The following is an 18,652-nucleotide window of genomic DNA, read 5'->3' on the forward strand; positions in this document are numbered from 1 at the left end:
GGCGATTCCCGGGCAGGGGCTCAGCGCCAGAGCCAGGCCATCCCGGCCAGCCGGCCCTGCAGCCGCGACAGGGCGCGCATCCCCCGTCCGGGGCGCGGAACCTCGCCCCGCGCCAGCCGGTCGAGCACCACCTCCGGCGGGCAGGGGCGCCCGGTCACCGGATCCCGGTAGCGGGGATAGCCGATCAGGCAGGCATACGCGAATTGCTGCGGCGTCGGCCGGGCGGTGCGGCGCGCGGGGACCGGACCCAGATCCTCTGTCAGGCCCCAGCCGGCATAGAAGGGCGCGCCCAGGCAGGTCACCGGCAGCCCCCGCAGCAGCGCCTCGAAGCCGAGGGTGGAGGTCATGGTCCAGACCGCATCTGCCGCCGCCAGCGCCTCGGCCGCGCCGACCCCTTCCAGCACCAGATCCGCGATCTCGCCCGCATCCGCGACCCGCCCGGGCCGGAGGCCCGCCTCGACGTCGGGATGCGGCTTGTAGAGCAGGATCGCCTCCGGATGGGCGGCCCGGGCCGCCTGCAGGAGCGCGCGGTTCGTGCGCACCGCGCCGGCGCCGAGCCGGATCGAGGCATCGTCCTCCACCTGTCCGGGGACCAGAAGGCGCCTCCCCTCCGGCAGGGCAGGCAGGTCGCCGCGCAGGTTGTATTTGGTGAGGTTCGCCCCGGTCATCGCGGCGACCAGCCGGGCCGCGCGGTCGGAATCGTGCAAGGGCAGCTCGACGCTGGCGGCGATCAGCCGCTCCAGCCGGCTCTCGCGGCCCGGATCGTAGTAGATGCCGAGATCGTCGAGCGCGAGCGACATCGGCGGCACGAGCGCGGCCCCTAGGCCGCTGGAGCGCAGGAACCCGTCCTCGACCCGGAGGGCGCCCGCGGCCTCCAGCCCGGGCGTGGTCCGGTTCGCCCAGACCATCAGCCGCCGGCCCCGCCGCGCCGCGAGGGCCGGGGCCCGGGCCGTGCCGGCAAAGACCATCCGCCGCGTCCCGCCGAAGAAGCCGTCCATCGCGCCGCGCTTCCAGGCGCGCATGCCCGCGCCGACCCAGCCCCGCCGGTCCTCGCGCCACGCGCGCGTCTCGGCCTCCAGCGCGTCCAGCGCCTCCTCGAAGGTGGCGCGGCGGTCCCGGTAGGGGTCGATCCAGACCGGTGCGAGGATCATCGCCCCGGCGAAGAGCTGCGCCCGCGTCAGGCGCCGCTGCCGGCGGTCCAGCGGCGCGCGATCCTCGGTCAGGCCCCATCCGGCATAGAAGGGCTGGCCGTAGATGCGCGGCCGGTGCCCGGCGAGGATCGCCTCGAAGCCCAGCTGCGAGGAATAGGCGTGGACGGCGATCGCGCCCTCGAGCAGCCGCCAGGGCGAGACCGGCCCGTCCAGCAGGATCGCGCCCTCTGGGAGGTCGGCTCGCGTCAGATGGCCGGCCCTCCGGCCCGCCGCCGTCTCGGGATGGCCCTTCACCACGATCCGGGCGCCCGGATGGTCCTCTGCCGCGTCGTGGAGCATCTCGAGGAAATCGTGCCGGCCGCCGCCCGTGGCCCGGACCGAGGCGTCGCCCGCGACCTGATCCACGACAAGCACGTAGCCCGGACCCGGCACCGGGGCGGAGGGATCGAAGGCGGTGTACTTCGTCAGATGCGCCGCCCGCATCCGGTCGATCCCGGCGCGCGCGCGGTCCAGCAGGGCCGTGTCGTCCAGCGGATGCGTGGCGAGCAGACGTTCGAGGTCGGAGACGGTGGCGGGGTCGAAATGCACCCCGCCCCGGTCCAGAAGCAGCCCCAGCGGCGGCCCGCCCCCCGCGCGCCCCGGATGGACCGAGCGCAGGAAGGCGTCCTCGACCCGCAGGATCCCGGCCCCGGTCCGGGCGGCGACGGCCGTGCCGCGGCGGGCCGTCGGACTCTGCCCCCAGATCCCGACGACGTCGTCCGCGCCGGGCCGCCCCAGCCGGACCTCGTAGCCCGCCAGGGCGAGGAGGCGGCGCACCCGGCGGTCGAGGAAGCCGCCGTTATAGACGAAGAGCCGCCGCGAGGGGGCCCCCGCGGCGGCATCCGGATCCATCACGGGATGGCTCAGTCGCTCGACCCGCTGCCGGTGGTGCGCACCGCGTCCACCGCGCCCAGCGTGCCCGTCAGGGCCGAGATCAGGCGGTTGAACTGCACGAAGGGCGCCTCGGTCACGTAGACCGTGTCCTCGTCGCGGATCGCGAAGTCGCGGGCGAAGAACATGCCGTTGGGCCGGGTGAGGTCGAGCACGTAGACCACCCGCTGCGTGCCCTGCAGATCGGGGATGCCGGTCAGCTGCCGCGCGATCGCCTCGGGCTCGTTGCGGAAGACGAAGACGCCCGTTGGATCGGCCGTGGCGGGAGAGAGCCCGCCGACGGTCGCGATCGCCTCGATCGCCGAGATGGTCTGGCTCTCGAACGGGACGAGGGTCTGCGCGCCCGTGGCGCCGAGCGCGGTGAAGGACCGGCTGTCCTCCTCGACGAGGATGCGGTCGCCGCCGCGCAGCGCGATGTCGGCGGAGGGGTGGTCGTAGAGATCGTCGAACCAGATGGTCGACCGGGTGCCGCCGCGCACGACGGTGACCTGGGCGATGTCGGGCTCGACGACGATGCCGCCGGCGCGCGCGATCATCGAGGTGAGCGTCCGGGTCGGCCGCTCGATCGGGTAGACCCCCTGCGCGCCGACGCCGCCGACGACGCTGACCGTCTGCCCGTCGCCCGCGACCCGCGAGATCTGGACCTGCGGGTCCGGGGTCTGGTCCGACAGGCTCTCGACGATGATCCGCCGGACCGCCTCGGGCGTGTTGCCGGCGGCGCGGATGCGGCCCGCATAGGGCACGAAGATGAAGCCCGAGCCGTCGACCTGGATCTCGGACAGGGCGGTCGCGTTGGCGCCGGTCGGCACGATCAGCCCGTCATCCACGTTCTCGAACACGGTGATCTGCAGAAGGTCGCCCGGCTGGATCGTGTCCGACCCCAGCACGCCGGCCCCCTGGAAGGTCTGGGCGAAGGCCATGGCCGGGGTCACGCCCGCCACCGCGTTCACGCGGTCGTCGACGACGAGGACGAAGGAATCGCCCTCGCGCAGGACGGAACCGGCAAAGATCTCGGACTGGTTGGGGCCCGGGCGCGGCAGGCCGCAGCCCGCGACGAGGGCGAGGGCCGCGAACGCGGCGAGGCCCGTCGTCAGACGGTGCTTGAGGGTTGTCACTGCTCGTCTCCTCGGCCCGGGTTGGGTCCCGGACCTGCTGCCTCGGAATGTTTTGCCTCGACGCTAGGCCGGAACGCCCCCCGCGGTCCACACCCGCGGGCGGCCGGGCGGCGGCCCGCCCTGCGAGGTGTGGCGGCGATGGCGCAGCGGGACCGGCCGGACGCGCGTCCGGCGGACCCCTACTTGACGACGCGCAGCGGCTGGCGCGGCGCGGCGCGGCCCGAGGCGAGGGCGTCGTAGGGATCCTCGGGCGCCAGCATCATGTCGACAACCTGCCGCATCAGCTGCCGCCGCCCCCGGGCGGAATAGAAGCCGCCGGGCACCTGGCTCGTCTCGAGCAGGAACTTGCGGTAGTCCTTGTAGGCCCGCGTGTCGGGCCGCCGGGGCTGGGCGAAGAAGTCGGGCAGGGGGGCGTCGGCGCAGAATTCGGGCTTGGCATAGACCGCTCGGCCGAAGACCTTCAGCGGGATGCCGCGCCAGAGCACCTGCTGCGCGGCGGTGGAATTGACCGTCAGCGCGGTGCGCGCGTGGTCGAGCAGCCGCGCGATCTTGCCGCCGCGCACGTAATGCAGCCGGTCCGCGACGCCGTGCTCGCGGCCCAGCCGGCGCAGGATGGCGGTCAGGGGGGAGCGGCCGTTCTCCAGCGGATGGGCCTTGAAGACGAGGTGATGGTGCCGGGGCGCGCCCCTGGCGAAGCCCTCGACCACCAGCGCGAGGAACTCCTCCATCCGGGTGAAGGGCGAATGCTCGCGGAAGCTGGCATCGTGCTCGAGCTGCATCAGGACGAGGTGATAGGGAAAGCCGCCGGTGCGGATCCGCGTCGACGCGATCATCCGGTCGAGGGCGAGCCAGGGCATCAGCAGCAGCCGCTTGGTGTAGAGCGTCGTCTCTCGCCAGAGCGGCAGCTCGCGGTGGGGGCGGAAGCCCCGGTAGTCCCCGTTCCGGAACAGCACGAACCAGTGGTAGAGCGCGCCGTAGAAGACGTGCTGGCGCATGTCGCCCCAGCGGGCCGGGGGTTCGGGCACGTCGAGGTCGGACTGGGCGAGGGCGGCGCGCATGTCGGCGACCGTCAGGTCCATCAGGCGGGAATGGCCGTTGGTGCCGCCGCGCTCGTAGGTCACCCAGTAGGGCCGCATGTAGCCCTCCTCGAAGACGTGGATCGTCAGGCCGCGGCGCGCCGCCTCCTCGACGGCGCTGGCATGGACGGGGCGCGTGTCGCCGTAGAGCACGATGTCGGTGATCCGCTCGGCCTCGACCAGTCGGGCGAATTCGGCGGGCCAGCCCTCGGCCCTGCCCCGATAGGGGATGTAGCCCGCTCCGCCGAACCAGAAGGCGCGGTCCCCGGCGTTGAAGCCGACGCGCCGCACCTCGGCCCCGGCGGCGCGGAGGCCCTGGGCGAGGCGGTGGAAGAAGGGGCCGTGCGGCCCCTGCAGGAACAGGAAGCGCCGGCCCGCGGCGGCGTCGGGCATCACGGGGCCTCCCTCGGGGGCCGGTCTGGGGATCGTCTCGGTCACCCGGGACGGACTGGCAGGCCCGGGCGGCGGCAATATGGCGGGGCCGTGACGCGGGGGGCAAGCTGCCCCGCCCGCCGCGCGGGCGGTGGGGGCGGGGCCGTTGCAGGACCGTCCGCCTGCGCCTAGGAAGGGCGGCAAAGCCCATTCCCGCGAGGTCCGCCCATGTTCACCGGCATCGTCACCGATATCGGCGAGGTTCTCGCCCTCGACGCGGCGCGGGGGGACCTGCGCGCGCGGATCGGCACCTCCTACGACGTGGCGGGGATCGAGATCGGCGCCTCGATCAGCTGCGACGGGGTCTGCCTGACCGTGGTCGCCACCGGCACCGGGCCCAGGAACTGGTTCGACGTCGACATCAGCGCCGAGACGGTGAGCCGGACCGCGATCGGCCGGAACGGCTGGGCGGCGGGGCGGCGGATCAACCTCGAGCGCGCGCTGAAGGTGGGGGACGAGCTGGGCGGGCACATCGTCTCGGGTCATGTCGACGGCGTGGCCGAGATCACCGCGATGCGGGACGAGGGCGACAGCACGCGCCTCACCTTCCGCGCGCCCGGGGATCTGGCGCGGTTCATCGCGCCCAAGGGCTCGGTCGCGCTGAACGGGACCTCGCTGACGGTGAACGAGGTGGACGGCCGCGAGTTCGGCGTGAACCTCATTCCCCACACCCAGGAGGTCACGACCTGGGGCCGGGCGGAGGTCGGCGACGCGGTCAATCTCGAGGTCGACACGATGGCCCGCTACGTCGCCCGGCTGCAGGACTGGGCGGCGGCGTGAGCGCGCCGGGGATCGGCCACAACAACGGACCCACGATGGAGGGGGGCACCGGCTGGCGCCGCCATGCCTGGGGGCGCGCCCGGGCGGAGCTGCTGCCGGTCCTGCCGGTCGAGGTGGTCCGCCTGCGGGTGAAGCGCGCGCAGGAACTGGGCCTGCCCTACCGCACCTATGCCGGGTTCCGGGCCGCCACGGGACACGACCTGATCGGTTTCCTGTTCTCGACCAACGCGCTGCGCCCGGATCGGGCGGGCGCGCCCGCGCCGGACCGGGCCGCCTGGCTTTCGGAACGGATCTCGACGCGCCGCGTCGTCCTCGCCCAGCCCGCAGGGGCGGCCGACCGCCTCGCCGCGTCGGGCGTGATCGACGCCGCCCATCCCGCGCCCGGCCCCCATGCCGGCTGGGCGGCGGCCCGTGCCGCGCTGCGCGCCGCCTGCGAGGGGCGGCCGGCCGACCGCTTCGTGCTGGTCGGAGAGGCGCCGTTCGAGCGGCCCTGGGCCGAGGCGGCGGGCTGCGCCGGCTGGCTCGACGGCGCGGCCTGCTTCGAAGGTGCGCCCGCGGGCTGAGCGGCCGCACGGGCGCCTCCATCCGCCCGGGCGCCGGACCGCGCCGCAGCGTCGCACCGTACCTGCGCGCGGCCTGCCCGATGGGCGCCCTTCCCATCGCGGCGCCCCTTGGGTATCGGGGGCGCGACCAGATCCGCCCTCACCAGCCGCCTCCGGGAGTCGCCCCATGTCCGCCTTCGAAAGCCCCGGCCCCGTCGAGCGCGACTGGGCCGACGCCATCTCCACCACCGAGGAGATCATCGAGGAGGCCCGCAACGGGCGGATGTTCCTTCTCGTCGACCACGAGGACCGCGAGAACGAGGGCGACCTCGTGATCCCCGCGCAGATGGCGACGCCCGAGAAGATCAACTTCATGGCGACGCATGGGCGGGGCCTCATCTGCCTCGCCATGACGGGCGAGCGGGTGGACCAGCTCGGCCTGCCGCTGATGGCCTCGCAGAACTCCTCGCGGCACGAGACCGCCTTCACCGTGTCGATCGAGGCGCGCGAAGGCGTGTCGACCGGCATCTCGGCCCATGACCGGGCGCTGACGATCGCGATCGCGATCGACGCCTCGAAGGGGCCGGCGGACATCGCGACGCCGGGCCACGTCTTCCCGCTGCGCGCGCGCGAGGGCGGCACACTGGTGCGCGCGGGCCATACCGAGGCCGCGGTGGACCTCGCCCGGCTGGCGGGGCTGAATCCGTCGGGCGTCATCTGCGAGGTGATGGCCGAGGACGGGACGATGGCCCGCCTGCCGGAGCTCGTCGCCTTCGCGCAGCTGCACAACATCAAGATCGGCACGATCAGCGACCTGATCGCCTATCGCCGGCGCCACGACAACCTCGTCCGCATCCGCGAGGAGCGGCAGATCACCTCCGAGTTCGGGGGAGACTGGACCTTGCGGATCTACACCGACAGCGCCGAGGGCGCGGAGCATATCGCGCTGGTGAAGGGCGACGTCGCGGGCGACGAGCCGGTCCTGGTGCGGATGCATGCGCTCGACCCGCTGCTCGACGTCGTGGGGACCGGGCCGAAAGGTCGCCGCGACGAGTTCGGCGACGCGATGGAACTGATCGCGCAGGAGGGGCGGGGCGTGCTCGTCCTGCTGCGCGACCTGCACATGAAGGTCGCCGCCAGCGAGGAGGTCTCGCCCCAGACGCTGCGGCAATACGGGCTGGGCGCGCAGATCCTGTCCTCGCTCGGCCTCAGCCGGATCACGCTGCTGACCAATTCCCCCCGGCCCAGGGTCGTGGGGCTGGAGGCCTACGGGCTGGAAATCGCGGGCACCCGCAAGATCTCGGAGATCGGATGATGGCCGGACAATCGCATTACACGCTGCCCCGCCCCGAATTCGACACCGCGCCGAAGGTGTTGATCGTCGTCGCGCCCTTCTACCGCGACATCGCGGACGGCCTGCTGGCAGGCGCGCGGGCCGAGCTGGAGGCGGCGGGCTGCACCCACGAGACGATCGAGGTGCCCGGCGCGCTCGAGATCGGCCCCGCCATCGGCATCGCTGGCCGGATGTCGAACTTCGACGGCTACGTCGCGCTCGGCTGCGTGATCCGGGGCGAGACGACGCATTACGAGACGGTCTGCAACGACAGCTCGCGCGCGCTGACGCTGCTGGGCCTGTCGGGTCATTGCGTGGGGAACGGCATCCTCACCGTGGAGACCCACGAGCAGGCTGCCGTCCGCGCCGACCCGGGCGGCCAGAACAAGGGCGGGGGTGCCGCCGCGGCCGCCTTGCACCTGATGGCGCTGGCCCGTAGGTGGGGCTCCGCCCGCAAGGGCGTCGGGTTCACCAGCGAGCGTCTCATGGCCGGGGGTGCGGCGGGGGCCGATACAGGGGACGGGTCCACCGCATGACGACCAGGCAGGACAGCAGGCGCCGCGCGCGCTCCGCCTCGCGGCTCTTCGCCGTGCAGGCCCTCTACCAGATGGAGGTGAGCGGCCAGACCGTCGACAGCGTGATCGTCGAGTTCGAGACCCACCGCTTCGGCGCGGTCTACGAGGAAGGCGAGTACGAGGAAGGCGACGTCGACACGTTCCGCGGCCTCATGGAAGGCGCGATCAACGACCAGGCGCGGATCGACCAGATGACCGACCGCGCGCTGGTCGCGAAATGGCCGATCGCCCGGATCGACCCGGTCCTGCGGGCGCTGTTCCGCGCGGCGGGGGCCGAGCTCGTCGCGGGCCGGACGCCGCCCAAGGTCGTGATCGTCGAGTTCGTGCAGGTGGCGCAGGCCTTCTTCCCCGAGGGGCGGGAGGCCAAGTTCGTCAACGCCGTGCTCGACCACATGGCGCGCGAGGCCCGGCCCGAGGCGTTCTGACGCACCGGAAGGTCGGGGGCGGGGCTGGCGCCCGGCGCGGATCGTGGCAGGATCGGGTCGGAACGAAGGGGGGCGCTCCGCGTTTCCGCTTCAACGGGCCAGCCGGAGGACTATCCCGATGCCACGCCTCGCCAGGTTCTGCATGATCCACTATCTCGTCGGGTTCGGGGTCGCGACGCTCTTCGTCGGCGCGCTCCTCCTGGCCGACATGTCGGGGCTGCGCCATCTCGTCACGTCGACCGCCGACGGTCCGCTCGCCCTCGCGATGCTCTGGTTCTTCAACGGGATCGTGTTCGCCGGCGCACAGGTCGGGGTCGCCCTCTTCCTGCGGGCCGAAAGCGACGCAGAGGGGCCGCGCGGATCGGCCCCCGCCCTCGCGGCGCCGCCAGTGGCGGTGCTGCGCCGGGAGGGCCGGGCATGAGGGTGCTGGCAGAGTTCATCGACCGGCTGCGCGGCTGGGTCGGCGGCGCGCTCTCGCCCGAGCCGCAACCGATCCCGATCCCGGTCCGCCCGTCGCGCGACCCGCGCCGGAGATGAGCGATCCGGGCCCCGGGATCCCCGAGCCGCTGCGCTCGGCGGTGCAGGAACATCGCGGCCGCTTCACCTTCCTCGGCTGGGCGTTGATCGCGATCGGCGTGCTCGCGGTCCTGTTTCCCCTCGTGTCCTCCATCGCGGTGAAGGTGCTGGTGGGCTGGCTTCTCGTCCTGTCGGGGGCGGCGGTGCTCTACCACGCGTTCCAGAGCCGGTCCTGGGGGTCGGCCCTGTGGTCCGGCCTCGTGGGCGTACTGCAGATCGCGGCCGGCATCTTCCTGGTGGTCACGCTGGACGGGCTGATCGGGCTGACGCTTCTGATGGCAATTCTCTTCGCCGCGCAGGGCGCGCTCGAGATCGCGCTCTGGGCGCAAAATCACGGCACCGCCCCGGCATCCCGCTGGATGCTGGTCTCGGGCGCGGCCTCCATCCTGCTCGGCCTTCTCCTGCTTCTCGGGCTGCCGGGCACGGCGCTCTGGGCGCTGGGCCTGATGCTGGGGCTGAATCTCATCACCTCCGGCGTCGCCTTCCTCGCCCTGACGCGCGCCTGACCCCGGCGGCTGCCCCGCCCGTGCCGATTTCGGCGGCGGGCCCGCCCCCCCCCCCCCCCCCCCCCCCCCCCCCCCCCCCCCCCCCCCCCCCCCCCCCCCCCCCCCCCCCCCCCCCCCGCCGACGGGAGACAGGCTTTCGAACTCCACCCATAACCCGGCCGGTATGTCTTTGATAACATGCCGAGGCTTCGGTTCGAATTGTCCGCGTGCGGGGGCGCTTCACTTCTGGACCCGGGCGGCGGGCAGGGGGGTGACAGCCCCCCGCCGCTGGGTTAAAGGCGCGGCAACTCGGGGATGCACGACGTGCGGGACGGCCCGGATCACCCGGACGGACCGGCCCCGATCACGGGGAGTAGCGAGGGTCATGGGAGCAGAAATGAAAGCGGAGAACTTCCTGCCGGACGATTATCGCCCGGCCGAAGACGAGCCCTTCATGAACGAGCGCCAGCTCGAATATTTCCGCCGCAAGCTGCTCAACTGGAAGGGCGACCTGCTGTCCGATAGCCGCGACACGATCGAGGGCATGAAGGACGGGACGCGCAACATCCCCGACATCGCCGACCGCGCCAGCGAGGAGACGGACCGCGCCCTCGAGCTGCGGACCCGCGACCGCCAGCGCAAGCTCGTCTCCAAGATCGACGCCGCGCTGCGCCGCATCGAGGAGGGCGAGTACGGCTATTGCGAGGTGACGGGCGAGCCGATCTCGCTGAAGCGGCTGGACGCCCGTCCGATCGCGACGATGAGCCTCGAGGCGCAGGAAAAGCACGAGCGCCGCGAGCGGGTCCACCGGGACGACTAGGGGCGGGGGCGGGCGCATGACCTCCCCTCCGCCCGCGACGGATCTTCCGTGAGACTGGACCGCTCCCGCGCGCTCGTCGTCGGCGGCGGGATCGGCGGCATGGCCGCCGCGCTCGCGCTGGCCCGCGCCGGCGCGCAGGTCACCCTCCACGAACGGGCCGAGGCGTTCGGCGATGTCGGCGCGGGCCTGCAGGTCAGCGCCAACGGACAGGCGGCCCTGCGCTCGCTCGGCCTGTGCGGCGACGGCCCGCCCGCGGGCGCGGTCCTGTCCGAGGGGACCGCGATCCGGGCCCCCTCCGGCCGGACGGTCGCGCGCGTGCCGCCGCCCCGGTCCGGGGCGACGTGGTACATCCATCGGGCCGACCTTCTCTCCCTGCTGACCGAGGCCGCGACCGCGGCCGGCGTGGACATGCGCATGTCGAGCGCCGTGCGCCCCGGCTCCGCCACGGCCGGGGCGGCGGACCTGCTGGTCGCCGCGGACGGGGGACTGAGCGACTGGCGCGGCGCGATCGACGCCCGGGTCCGGGCGCAGTTCACCGGGCAGGTGGCGTGGCGGGCCCTGCTGCCCGGCCGGGGCGAGGCCCGCGCGCCCGCCGTGCTGGCGATGGGTCCCGGCGCGCATGTCGTCAGCTACCCGCTGCGGGACGGCAGCCTGCGCAACCTCGTCGCGGTCGAGGAGCGGCGCGACTTCACCGGCGAGGGCTGGCGGCAGAAGGGCGATCCGGAGGTGTTCCGGCGCCGCTTCGCCCGGTTCGGCGCGGTGCTCGGCCACGATCTCGGCGCGCTGCGCGAGGTCCATCTCTGGGGTCTGCACCTGCGGCCCGTCGCGGCGCGCTGGCAGGACGGAAAGCGGGCCGCGCTGCTGGGCGACGCGGCCCATCCGACGCTGCCCTTCCTCGCGCAGGGGGCCAATCTCGCGCTGGAGGACGCGGTGATCCTCGGCCGGGCGCTGGATCTGGCGGGCACGATTCCCGAGGCGCTGGCCCGCTACGAGGCGGCGCGGCGCCCCCGGGCCGAGGCGGTGGTACGGCTCGCCCGCGGCAATGCCTGGCGCTTTCACCTGCGCCCGCCCCTCAGCTGGGGCGCGCAGGCGGTGCTGGCGGTGGGGGGCGGGCTGCTCGCCCGGGGGCTGGAGCGGGTCTATGCCTACGACCCGTCAGAGGCCCCGATCTGAGGCAGCGGCCCGCGGGGCGGCCGCTCCGGCTGGGCGTAGCTGCCGACGGGATCGTCCCACCAGCGGCGCATCCGCGGCGTGACCCGCTCGATCACCCGGTACTCGGCGACCGAGACGCGGTACACGTCGTCCTCAACCCGCAGGTAGATCCAGGCGCCCTCCGCCCGGGGCAGACCGTAATACCAGGGCTGGTGCAGGATCGTCCCGGCACCGGTGCGCGGCACCGTCTCGCCGACCGCGTAGGGACCGGGGCCGAGGTCGGTCGGCACGGCGGACGGGCCACGGATCTCGGCACAAGCCGCGCCGGCGCCGGCCATCCGGCACTGTGCGGCCGCGGGCGAGGCGGCGACCGCGGTCAGCGCCAGGAGCGCAGCGAGAGCGGCCCGTCCCGGGACGCCAGCCTGCCCGGGGACCGGAGCGGTCCTCACGCGGCGAGTTCCAGCCAGACGGGCACGTGATCGGAGGGCTTCTCCTTCGCGCGCTCCGCCTTCTCGATCCAGCAATCCGTCATCAGGTCGGCGGCCTGCGGCGTCAGCAGGTGATGGTCGATCCGGATCCCGTCGTCGCGGTCGAAGGCGCCGGCCTGGTAGTCCCAGAACGAGTAGTGCCCGCCGCCGCCGACCCGGGCGCGGAAGGCGTCGGTGAAGCCCAGATTGACGATCCGGCGGAAGGCATCCCGCGTCGCCGGCAGGGCCAGCGCGTCCTCGCGCCAGGCGTCCGGGCGCTTTGCATCCTCGTCCTGCGGGATCACGTTGTAATCGCCCGCCATCACCGCCGGCATCTCGGAGCCGAGCAGTTCCTTCGCCCGCGTCTCCAGCCGGGCCATCCAGCCGAGCTTGTAGTCGTATTTCGGCCCCGGCGCGGGATTCCCGTTCGGCAGGTAGAGGCAGCAGAGCCGCACCGCCCGCCGCTCGCCCATCACCGTCGCCTCGATGTAGCGGGCCTGCTCGTCCGCGTCGTCGCCGGGCAGGCCGCGCGTCACGTCCTCGAGCGGCAGGCGGCTGACGATCGCGACACCGTTGAAGCCCTTCTGCCCGTGGGTCTCGACGCTATAGCCCAGATCCTCGATCGCCTCGCGGGGGAAGCCCTCGTCGACGGACTTGATCTCCTGCAGCAGGGCGACGTCGGGCGACTGCTCGGACAGCCAGTCGATGACGCGGGGCAGCCGCGCCTTGATCCCGTTGATGTTGAAGGTCGCGATCCGCATGGGCCCTCCTCGGTCCCGCGTTGGGCGGGCACGGGGATCGTTCTGCGCGGCAGGCGGTCCGGACGCAAGCCCGGGATGGGCCCGTCCCGCGACGCCTGCATGGCGCGCCTACATGGCGAAGGAGGTGCCGCAGCCGCAGGACGAGGCGGCGTTCGGATTGTCGATCACGAAGCGCGCGCCGATCAGCTCGTCTCGGAAATCGATCACCGCATCGGCGAGAAAGGGCAGCGAGGTCGGATCCACCACCACGGACTGCCCCGCGCCGCCGGACAGGACGAGGTCGTCCTCCTGCGCGGCGTCGAGCGTGATGGCGTACTGGAAGCCCGAGCATCCGCCGCCCTCGACCGCGATGCGCAGGGCCTTGCCCTCTGCCGCCGCGCCGATCTCGGCGAGGCGGTCGTAGGTGGCGGGGGTGACCTTGGGGGGCAGGGTGAGCATGGGGGTCCAATCACTTGCTGGTCCGGGCTGCAGGTCCCCGATATAGGAAAACCCGGCAGACCGGACAAGACGATCACCAAGAGACGAGGCACGCCGATGACGGCCCCCTACGCCTCTCTTCCGGAGCGGAGCAGGGGACGGCTCCACGAGGAAGAGGGCTCCGCCCACCGCTCGCCGTTCCAGAGGGACCGCGACCGGATCATCCATTCCTCCGCCTTCCGGCGGCTGAAGCACAAGACGCAGGTCTTCATCGAGCACGAGGGCGACTACTTCCGCACCCGGCTGACCCATTCGATCGAGGTGGCGCAGGTCGCCCGCACCGTCTCGGGCGCGCTGGGGCTGAACGTCGAGCTGACCGAGGCGGTCGCGCTGGCCCACGATCTCGGCCACCCGCCCTTCGGCCATACCGGGGAGGAGGCGCTGGACGCGCTGATGCAGCCGCATGGCGGGTTCGATCACAATGCGCAGGCGATCCGCATCGTGACCTCGCTGGAGCGGCACTATGCCGAGTTCGACGGACTGAACCTGACCTGGGAGACGCTGGAGGGCATCGCCAAGCATAACGGTCCCGTTGCGCCCCCTCGGGGCGACGGCCCGGTCGGCGAACCGGTGCCCTATGCCTTGGCCGATTACGACGCGCGCCACGATCTGGAGCTGTCGACCCATGCCAGCGCCGAGGCGCAGGTCGCGGCGCTGTCGGACGACATCGCCTATTCGCATCACGACCTGCATGACGGGCTGCGGGCCGAGCTCTTCTCGACCGACGAGCTGGCGGAGCTGCCGGTGCTGAGGGAGTGCTTCGCGCGGGTCGACGCGAAATATCCCGGGCTGAACTACTACCGCCGCCGGCACGAGGCGCTGCGCCGCTTCTTCGGGGTGCTGGTCGAGGACGTGATCGCGCAGGCGCGGTCGGCGCTCGAGGCCTCGGGCGCGCGGAGCGCGCAGGAGATCCGCGAGGCGGGGCGGATGATGGTCCTGTTCTCGCCCGCGCTGAAGGCCGATATCGACACGATCCGCACCTTCCTGTTCCACCGGATGTACCGCCACCCGCAGGTGGTCGAGATGCGGGGCGAGGTGACCCGGATCGTGAACGATCTCTTTCCGCTCTTCATGGCCGATCCGTCGCAGCTGCCGAAGCAATGGCGCAAGGACGTGGCCGAGGCGGCCGCGGGGCCGGGGGGCGACACCGCGCTGGCCCGGATCGTGGCCGATTACATCGCCGGCATGACCGACCGCTTCGCGATCCAGGAACATGCCCGCCTCACCGGCTCGGACATGGTCGAGCGCACCCGCGTCCTCGGCATCGCCTGAGGCCGGCGGGCCGGCGGGCCGGCGCTCGGCTGTCGCCATCGCCCCGCCCGCCGTCCCGCCAGCGTCCTGCCACCGTCGCGCCGGCCGCCCCGGGGCCGGCGGCGGGGCGGGCGGCCTGCGCAACGTCCGGGGCCGGCGAGGCGTCTGCGCCTCGATCGGGGTCGCGCGAGGGCAGGGTCCGGCCCCGCCACTCAGGGGCCGGGGGCGAGGGGCGGGGGGTGCGGACGGTATTTGCGACCCTGCGAAGGAGGGTCGGTCCGCCCCCGGGCCGGGGCGGCGGAGCGGCTATGCGAGGCGGATGGGTCCGCCGCGAGGGCAGGGGCGCCGGGCCCGGGGGCGGGGCCGTGGCCGGGAATGCGGGGCGGATGGCGGGCCCGGGCATGGTCGACATGGACCCGACGCGGGCCCGATGCGGTCTTGACGCGGTCTTGACGGGGGGCGGCGGCGCGCCACGATGGGCCATTCGGGCCGCGGCGTCGCGCGGCGGTGACGAGGGGACGGGAATGGCAGTCGAGACCGCCGCGGAAGGGCTGGCGCCCGTCATGGCTTTCGCCACGATCGGGGCGCTGGGCGTCGGGTCGCAATGGCTGGCCTGGCGGCTGCGCCTGCCGGCCATCGTGCTGATGCTGGGCGCGGGGCTGATCGTCGGGCCCGTCACCGGCTTCATGGATCCCGCGCGCGATATCGGCCCGCTGCTGCAGCCCCTGATCGCGGTGGCGGTGGCGATCATCCTGTTCGAGGGCGGATTGACGCTGAACATCCGCCGTCTGCGCGATGCGGCCGAGGGGGTGCGACGGCTCATCTTCGTCGGGGCGCCCGTGGGATGGCTGCTCTCGACGCTGGCCCTGCGCTTCGCCGCCGGGCTGAGCTGGGAGAGTTCGGCCGTGTTCGGCGGGATCATGATCGTCACCGGCCCGACGGTCATCGCCCCGCTGCTGCGGCAGGCGCGGCTGGCCCGGCGCCCCTCGGCCCTGCTGCAATGGGAGGCGATCCTGAACGACCCGGTGGGCGCGCTGGCCGCGGTCCTCGCCTTCGAGATCGTCCTCGTGCTGAGGACCGCGACCTCGGTGAGCGAGGCGGTCTGGGCGCTGGCCTGGGGGATCTCGACCGCCACGGCGCTGGGCGTCGCGGGAGGCTACGGCATCGCCTGGGCGTTCCGCCGCGGGCACGTGCCGGAATTCATGAAGGTTCCGGTGCTGATCTCGATCCTGCTGGCGGTGTTCGGCATCTCGGACGCGGTCCTCCACGAGAGCGGCCTGCTGGCCGTCACGATCATGGGGATCGTCATCGCCAATGCCGAGCTCGCCTCCTACACCGAGATCCGCCGCTTCAAGGAATACGCCACCATCCTGCTCGTCTCGGGCGTGTTCATCCTGCTGGCGGCCGCGCTCGATTTCGGGCAGCTCGCGGCGCTGGACTGGCGGGCGGCGCTGTTCGTGGTGGCGGTGATTGCCCTCGCCAGGCCGCTGACCGTCGCGATCTCGTTCCTCAATTCCAGCGTGCCGCTGAAGGAGCAGATCCTGCTCGCCTTCACCGCGCCGCGCGGGGTGGTGCTGGTCGCCGTGGCCGGGCTCTTCGGTGAGCGGCTGGTCGAGGCGGGGGTCACGGACGGGTCGCTGATCGGGCCGCTCGCCTTCGTGCTGGTCGCGGTGACGGTCGTCGTCCACGGCTTCACGCTGCGCCCCTTCGCCCGGGCGCTCGGCCTGTCGGGGGCCGAGACGCCGGGCCTGATCATCGTCGGCGCCTCGCCCTTCACCAAGGCACTGGCCGAGGCGCTGTACCGGGCCGGGGTCCCGGTCCTGATGACCGATCCCAATTACGGCCGGCTCATCCGCAGCCGGATCGAGGGGGTGCCGATCTTCGCGGGCGACATCCTGTCCGAGGCGGCGGAGGAGAACCTCGAGCTGATGCATTACGACACCATCCTCGCCGCGACCGACAACGACGCCTACAACACGTTGATCGGAACCGACCTCGGACCCGAATTCGGCCGCGAGAAGGTCTACCAGGTCGCGCGGGAGAAGCGGGACAGCGCCCGCTTCGCCTTGCCCCCCGGCCTCGGCGGGGCGGTGATCGCGGGCGACATGACCCTGCGCGAGCTCGACCGGATGATCCACGAGGGCTGGGGCGTCCGGATCACCCGCCTGACCGACGAGTTCGGCTTCGAGGACTGGGCCGAGCGGCGCCCCGACGCCAAGCTGATCGGACGGATCGGGCCGAATGCAGGCCTGTCCTTCCTGATCGACGGCGACGACGTGCGGCCCGGCCCCGGCGTCCGGCTGGTCACCATGACCACGCCCGAGACCGAGGCGCGCCTGCGTTCCGAGCGCGAGGCCGAGAAGGGCGAGACCAAGACCCGCAAGCAGAGCGGCCGCGACCGCCAGGCCGACAGGGAGGCGGATCGCGAGGGGGGACAGGGCAACGGCACGGGGGACGGCTTCGCCTCCGTTGACCGCTCCGCCGGCGGGGCGTAGTCCGGCCCCCGTAAAGGAGCCGCACGCCATGAACCTCTTCGCCGACATCCGCGCCCTCGTCGTCAAGGCGCTCACCGACATGACCGAGAGCGGCGTCCTGCCGGGCGGGCTCGATCTCGGCAACGTCACGGTGGAGCCGCCGCGCGATCCCGGGCACGGCGACATGGCGACCAACGCGGCGATGGTGCTGGCGGGGCCCGCGGGGGCAAGGCCGCGGGACATCGCGACCGCGCTGGCCGCACGGCTGGCGGAGGATCCGCGCATCGACCAGGCCGAGGTGGCGGGGCCGGGCTTCCTCAATCTCCGGCTCGCGGCCTCCGTCTGGCCCGATCTCGTCCGCGCCGCGTTGACGGCGGACGGGTTCGGCCGGTCCGCGATGGGGCAGGGGGCGAAGGTCAACGTCGAATACGTCTCGACCAATCCCACGGGGCCGGTCCATGTCGGCCATGTGCGGGGCGCCGTCTTCGGCGACGCGCTGGCGAGCCTGCTGGCCTATACCGGCCACGAGGTCACCCGCGAATACTACATCAACGACGGCGGGGCGCAGGTCGACACGCTCGCCCGGTCCGCCTACCTGCGCTATCTCGAGGCGCACGATCTGTCCGTCGACTGGCCCGAGGGCAGCTATCCGGGCGATTACCTGATCGAGGTCGGCGAGGCGCTGAAATCGGAATACGGCGACAGCCTCGTTGGCAAGGACGAGGGCGAGTGGCTTCCGATCGTGCGGCCCTTCGCCACCGACCGGATGATGGACCTGATCCGCGACGACCTCGCCGCGCTGGGCGTGCGGCACGACGTCTTCTTCTCGGAGAAGTCGCTCTACGGGACGGGCCGGATCGAGGCGGCGATCGCCGATCTCGAGGGAAAGGGCCTGATCTACAAGGGCACGCTCGAGCCGCCGAAGGGCAAGATCCCCGAGGATTGGGAGCCGCGCGAGCAGACGCTGTTCAGGTCCACGGAATACGGCGACGACGTCGACCGGCCGATCCGCAAGTCGGACGGCGCCTGGACCTATTTCGCGCCGGACATCGCCTATCACTACGACAAGATCGAGCGCGGCTTCGACCAGCTGATCGACGTGTTCGGCGCCGATCACGGCGGCTACGTCAAGCGGATGAAGGCTGCGGTCGCCGCGCTGTCGGAGAACCGCGTGCCGGTCGACATCAAGCTGGCGCAGATCGTGAAGCTCTGGAAGGACGGCGAGCCGTTCAAGATGAGCAAGCGGGCGGGCACCTTCATCACGCTGCGCGACCTGCTCGACCAGGTGGGACCGGACGTGACCCGTTTCCACATGCTGACGCGCAAGAACGACGCGCCGCTCGACTTCGATTTCGACAAGGTTCTGGAGCAGTCGAAGGACAACCCGGTCTTCTACGTGCAATACGCCAATGCCCGGATCCATTCGGTGCTGCGCCGGGCGCGCGAGGCGGGGATCGCGGTGGACGAGTCCGCGCTGGCCGGCGCCGTGGGCGCGCTGGAGCACGAGGCCGAGATCGGTCTCGCCCGCAAGATCGCCGAATGGCCGCGTCTGGTGGAGATCGCGGCCCGTACGCACGAGCCGCACCGGGTGGCGTTCTATCTCTACGACCTCGCCTCGGACCTGCACGCGCTCTGGAACCGCGGCAACGAGGAGCCGGCGCTGCGCTTCTTCCAGGAGGGCGATGCTGCAACGAGTCAGGCGAAAATCGCGCTGGCGCGGGCGGCGGGCGTTGTGATCGGCGAGGGCCTCGGTATCCTCGGCGTCGTTCCGGTGGAGGAAATGCGCTGATCAACGGCGCCCCCGCCGGTCCCCGGGCCGGTCGACGGACC

At 72.7% G+C, this 18,652-nt stretch carries 18 protein-coding genes; 12 read left to right on the plus strand and 6 right to left on the minus strand.

Going from position 1 to position 18,652, the window contains the following annotated elements; translation table 11 throughout:
• Positions 1 to 20: 20 nt before the first annotated feature.
• The 3 genes from BUE30_RS14830 to BUE30_RS14840 form a co-directional block, all read right to left on the minus strand.
• Positions 21 to 2,042: a capsular polysaccharide biosynthesis protein gene (locus BUE30_RS14830; protein ID WP_073332752.1), complete on the minus strand. Its 2,022-nt coding sequence runs from the start codon at positions 2,040 to 2,042 to the stop codon at positions 21 to 23.
• Positions 2,043 to 2,053: 11 nt separating this feature from the next.
• Positions 2,054 to 3,196 carry a polysaccharide biosynthesis/export family protein gene (locus BUE30_RS14835; RefSeq protein WP_073332757.1) on the minus strand — a complete coding sequence of 381 codons (1,143 nt, stop codon included), beginning with the start codon at positions 3,194 to 3,196 and terminating at the stop codon, positions 2,054 to 2,056.
• Positions 3,197 to 3,375: 179 nt separating this feature from the next.
• The gene (locus BUE30_RS14840) at positions 3,376 to 4,665 is read right to left on the minus strand and encodes a capsule biosynthesis protein (RefSeq protein ID WP_073332760.1); all 1,290 of its coding nucleotides are present in this window, start codon (positions 4,663 to 4,665) and stop codon (positions 3,376 to 3,378) included.
• Positions 4,666 to 4,872: 207 nt separating this feature from the next.
• Between BUE30_RS14840 and BUE30_RS14845 the strand changes: the two genes are divergently transcribed.
• The 9 genes from BUE30_RS14845 (at position 4,873) to BUE30_RS14885 (ending at position 11,413) form a co-directional block, all read left to right on the plus strand.
• On the plus strand, positions 4,873 to 5,484 hold the full coding sequence (locus BUE30_RS14845; RefSeq protein WP_073332764.1) for a riboflavin synthase: 612 nt from the start codon (positions 4,873 to 4,875) through the stop codon (positions 5,482 to 5,484).
• Positions 5,481 to 6,047, plus strand: coding sequence for a hypothetical protein (locus BUE30_RS14850; RefSeq protein ID WP_073332768.1), 567 nt, complete (start codon positions 5,481 to 5,483; stop codon positions 6,045 to 6,047). Before BUE30_RS14845 ends, BUE30_RS14850 begins: the two co-directional genes overlap by 4 nt.
• A gap of 166 nt (positions 6,048 to 6,213) precedes the next feature.
• Positions 6,214 to 7,341 (plus strand): 3,4-dihydroxy-2-butanone-4-phosphate synthase, encoded by a 1,128-nt coding sequence (ribB, locus tag BUE30_RS14855; RefSeq protein WP_073332773.1) that lies wholly within the window; start codon positions 6,214 to 6,216, stop codon positions 7,339 to 7,341.
• A complete protein-coding gene (locus tag BUE30_RS14860; RefSeq protein WP_170865655.1) occupies positions 7,341 to 7,895 on the plus strand; it encodes a 6,7-dimethyl-8-ribityllumazine synthase in 555 nt (184 codons plus the stop codon). The genes ribB and BUE30_RS14860 overlap by 1 nt, the downstream gene beginning before the upstream one ends.
• Positions 7,892 to 8,359 (plus strand): transcription antitermination factor NusB, encoded by a 468-nt coding sequence (nusB, locus tag BUE30_RS14865; protein WP_073332782.1) that lies wholly within the window; start codon positions 7,892 to 7,894, stop codon positions 8,357 to 8,359. Before BUE30_RS14860 ends, nusB begins: the two co-directional genes overlap by 4 nt.
• A 118-nt stretch (positions 8,360 to 8,477) precedes the next feature.
• Entirely contained in the window at positions 8,478 to 8,780 is a 303-nt protein-coding gene (locus BUE30_RS14870; protein ID WP_073332787.1) for a hypothetical protein, read from the plus strand.
• Between the two features lie 112 nt (positions 8,781 to 8,892).
• A complete protein-coding gene (locus tag BUE30_RS14875; RefSeq protein ID WP_073332792.1) occupies positions 8,893 to 9,441 on the plus strand; it encodes an HdeD family acid-resistance protein in 549 nt (182 codons plus the stop codon).
• 376 nt (positions 9,442 to 9,817) lie between these two features.
• Positions 9,818 to 10,240, plus strand: a complete 423-nt coding sequence (gene dksA, locus BUE30_RS14880) for an RNA polymerase-binding protein DksA (protein ID WP_073333043.1) — start codon at positions 9,818 to 9,820, stop codon at positions 10,238 to 10,240.
• A 48-nt stretch (positions 10,241 to 10,288) separates the two neighbouring features.
• The gene (locus BUE30_RS14885; RefSeq protein WP_073332795.1) at positions 10,289 to 11,413 is read left to right on the plus strand and encodes an FAD-dependent monooxygenase; all 1,125 of its coding nucleotides are present in this window, start codon (positions 10,289 to 10,291) and stop codon (positions 11,411 to 11,413) included.
• Here BUE30_RS14885 and BUE30_RS14890 read toward each other — a convergent pair.
• From BUE30_RS14890 to BUE30_RS14900, 3 genes are all read right to left on the minus strand, one after another.
• Positions 11,386 to 11,730, minus strand: coding sequence for a hypothetical protein (locus tag BUE30_RS14890; RefSeq protein WP_139300580.1), 345 nt, complete (start codon positions 11,728 to 11,730; stop codon positions 11,386 to 11,388). The two genes, BUE30_RS14885 and BUE30_RS14890, sit on opposite strands and share 28 nt — an antisense overlap.
• 107 nt (positions 11,731 to 11,837) lie before the next feature.
• Positions 11,838 to 12,620, minus strand: a complete 783-nt coding sequence (gene xth, locus BUE30_RS14895; protein WP_073332801.1) for an exodeoxyribonuclease III — start codon at positions 12,618 to 12,620, stop codon at positions 11,838 to 11,840.
• A gap of 108 nt (positions 12,621 to 12,728) precedes the next feature.
• Entirely contained in the window at positions 12,729 to 13,058 is a 330-nt protein-coding gene (locus tag BUE30_RS14900; RefSeq protein ID WP_073332805.1) for a HesB/IscA family protein, read from the minus strand.
• A 96-nt stretch (positions 13,059 to 13,154) separates the two neighbouring features.
• Between BUE30_RS14900 and BUE30_RS14905 the strand changes: the two genes are divergently transcribed.
• The 3 genes from BUE30_RS14905 (at position 13,155) to argS (ending at position 18,611) form a co-directional block, all read left to right on the plus strand.
• Positions 13,155 to 14,369 (plus strand): deoxyguanosinetriphosphate triphosphohydrolase, encoded by a 1,215-nt coding sequence (locus tag BUE30_RS14905; protein ID WP_073332810.1) that lies wholly within the window; start codon positions 13,155 to 13,157, stop codon positions 14,367 to 14,369.
• A gap of 503 nt (positions 14,370 to 14,872) precedes the next feature.
• Positions 14,873 to 16,843, plus strand: a complete 1,971-nt coding sequence (locus BUE30_RS14910; RefSeq protein WP_073332815.1) for a cation:proton antiporter — start codon at positions 14,873 to 14,875, stop codon at positions 16,841 to 16,843.
• Positions 16,844 to 16,871: 28 nt separating this feature from the next.
• Positions 16,872 to 18,611 (plus strand): arginine--tRNA ligase, encoded by a 1,740-nt coding sequence (argS, locus tag BUE30_RS14915; protein ID WP_073332820.1) that lies wholly within the window; start codon positions 16,872 to 16,874, stop codon positions 18,609 to 18,611.
• Positions 18,612 to 18,652: the final 41 nt, after the last annotated feature.

It is taken from the genome of Wenxinia saemankumensis (genome assembly GCF_900141735.1).
Classification (GTDB): Bacteria; Pseudomonadota; Alphaproteobacteria; order Rhodobacterales; family Rhodobacteraceae; genus Wenxinia; species Wenxinia saemankumensis.

Bases quoted from the DNA above. Each gene is read 5' to 3' on its own strand.
- BUE30_RS14830 (WP_073332752.1), bottom strand. From the start codon at position 2,042: ATGGATCCGGATGCCGCCGCGGGGGCCCCCTCGCGGCGGCTCTTCGTC.
- BUE30_RS14840 (WP_073332760.1), bottom strand. From the start codon at position 4,665: ATGCCCGACGCCGCCGCGGGCCGGCGCTTCCTGTTCCTGCAGGGGCCG.
- BUE30_RS14845 (WP_073332764.1), top strand. From the start codon at position 4,873: ATGTTCACCGGCATCGTCACCGATATCGGCGAGGTTCTCGCCCTCGAC.
- ribB (WP_073332773.1), top strand. From the start codon at position 6,214: ATGTCCGCCTTCGAAAGCCCCGGCCCCGTCGAGCGCGACTGGGCCGAC.
- BUE30_RS14860 (WP_170865655.1), top strand. From the start codon at position 7,341: ATGGCCGGACAATCGCATTACACGCTGCCCCGCCCCGAATTCGACACC.
- nusB (WP_073332782.1), top strand. From the start codon at position 7,892: ATGACGACCAGGCAGGACAGCAGGCGCCGCGCGCGCTCCGCCTCGCGG.
- BUE30_RS14870 (WP_073332787.1), top strand. From the start codon at position 8,478: ATGCCACGCCTCGCCAGGTTCTGCATGATCCACTATCTCGTCGGGTTC.
- BUE30_RS14875 (WP_073332792.1), top strand. From the start codon at position 8,893: ATGAGCGATCCGGGCCCCGGGATCCCCGAGCCGCTGCGCTCGGCGGTG.
- dksA (WP_073333043.1), top strand. From the start codon at position 9,818: ATGAAAGCGGAGAACTTCCTGCCGGACGATTATCGCCCGGCCGAAGAC.
- BUE30_RS14890 (WP_139300580.1), bottom strand. From the start codon at position 11,730: ATGGCCGGCGCCGGCGCGGCTTGTGCCGAGATCCGTGGCCCGTCCGCC.
- xth (WP_073332801.1), bottom strand. From the start codon at position 12,620: ATGCGGATCGCGACCTTCAACATCAACGGGATCAAGGCGCGGCTGCCC.
- BUE30_RS14900 (WP_073332805.1), bottom strand. From the start codon at position 13,058: ATGCTCACCCTGCCCCCCAAGGTCACCCCCGCCACCTACGACCGCCTC.
- BUE30_RS14905 (WP_073332810.1), top strand. From the start codon at position 13,155: ATGACGGCCCCCTACGCCTCTCTTCCGGAGCGGAGCAGGGGACGGCTC.
- BUE30_RS14910 (WP_073332815.1), top strand. From the start codon at position 14,873: ATGGCAGTCGAGACCGCCGCGGAAGGGCTGGCGCCCGTCATGGCTTTC.
- argS (WP_073332820.1), top strand. From the start codon at position 16,872: ATGAACCTCTTCGCCGACATCCGCGCCCTCGTCGTCAAGGCGCTCACC.